Here is a 1,379-nt window from a genome sequence, read left to right as displayed (position 1 = left end):
CCGCGCGCGAGAACGGGGCGCGGCGGGTCCTGGCCTGCGTCACACACGGGCTTTTCGCCCGCGCGGCGGGGCCGGTCCTGGCCGATCCGGCCATCGAGCGGATCATGGCGACCGACACCATCGACCCGGTCCCCCTGCCCGGCGGACCGGCGCGGGACAAGCTGGAAATCGTGCCGACCGCCGCCCTGTTCGCCGAGGCCATCGGCCGGTTGCACCGCGGCGAATCGCTGGCCGACCTGCTGGTGCTGTAGGCCGGGCGGATACCGTCGAGACCCTGGCGCCGTTGAAAATCCTGACGATCGCCGCCATGTTTTCACAAACAATCGGAAGATCGATACAGGTGTCATGCCGTACTGGCCCATATCCCGTCGCGGCGCGCGGATATTGTCCTCCGCCCTTGCGGCCTGCTGCGTCCTGACGGCGCCTCTGCCGGGTCTGGCGAGCGGCGCCGTGCCGGCGCGGACCGAAATCCAGGTCAAAATCGCCGATACCGGCTTTATCCCCGCGACCTTGACGATCGGGACCGGCGCCACGGTAACCTGGACCAACACCGGCGACACGGCGCACGAACTCGTCGCCACCGTCCAGGGGGTGCCCGAGCCGGAGATTTTCAGGTCGCCGCCGCTGGATATCGGCGACAGGTTTTCCTTCCGGTTCGCCGCACCGGGTCGGTATCGCTATTTCTGCGCGTATCATCCGGAGATGACCGGAACGGTGACCGTGCGATAGGAAAGCTTCCCCCGTCGCCGCGGATCAGGCGTTGCAGCCTCAACGCGTCGGACAGTGCCAGGCGCAGATAGGCACGCGCCTGGCCCGGCCATTTTTCCGGGGTACGCTGCCGGGCGTCGCGCAGATGCATGATGGCCAGCCGGGCCCGCAGCATGGCGCGATGGCTGCGATAGAACAGCAGCAGGGCATCCGTGCCGCGCCCCTGCATCACGGGCTTCAGGCGCCGCGCGATGCGCGCCCCGGCCCACGGCGCGCCCAGTCGCGCACATTCCAGTTGCAGGAAGGCGATTTCGTCGAGCGGATCGAGCGCCCGCAGGCGCGCGTCGAATTCCAGGCAGTCGATGATGGTGACATCCCGCGCCAGCCAGATATGTTCGGGCCGCAGATCGCCATGCGCGTCGACGATGCGTCCGGCCCGGATGCGCGCCAGGATCGCGCCGAAATGACGATGCAGGAACCGCGTCTGGATCCGGTCGATCCGCGCCACGATGCCCCAGGGCAGGTGCCAGGGCGGGGGAAAGCCCGGATCCAGCAGCACATGCCGGTTATAGGCCAGGGCGAGGTCCCAGGTGCGTCGCAGGGTGGGCGCGGCCGACCGGACGGGAACGGACGCCGCGTGCGCGTAGAACCGCGCCAGCGCGGCCGACAGC

General features: G+C 69.1%; 2 protein-coding genes and 1 pseudogene. 2 read left to right on the top strand and 1 reads right to left on the bottom strand.

The annotated features are described in order from the left end of the window. Positions 1-251, top strand: a pseudogene (locus tag HUK84_RS18425) (ribose-phosphate diphosphokinase); the annotation flags it as partial. 94 nt (positions 252-345) lie between these two features. Continuing rightward, positions 346-729: a cupredoxin domain-containing protein gene (locus tag HUK84_RS23810; RefSeq protein ID WP_176641527.1), complete on the top strand. Its 384-nt coding sequence runs from the start codon at positions 346-348 to the stop codon at positions 727-729. On the opposite strand, the gene HUK84_RS18415 is transcribed toward HUK84_RS23810, so the two are convergent. Further along, the coding region (locus HUK84_RS18415) for a hypothetical protein (protein WP_218064460.1) at positions 611-1,379 on the bottom strand (769 nt) is incomplete at its 5' end. The genes HUK84_RS23810 and HUK84_RS18415 overlap by 119 nt on opposite strands.

Origin of the sequence: Nguyenibacter vanlangensis, from assembly GCF_013376155.1 — a bacterium.
Lineage (GTDB): Bacteria > Pseudomonadota > Alphaproteobacteria > Acetobacterales > Acetobacteraceae > Gluconacetobacter > Gluconacetobacter vanlangensis.
The sequence above is the reverse complement of the archived record's forward strand: the minus strand, read 5'-3'. Positions and strand labels throughout refer to the sequence as shown.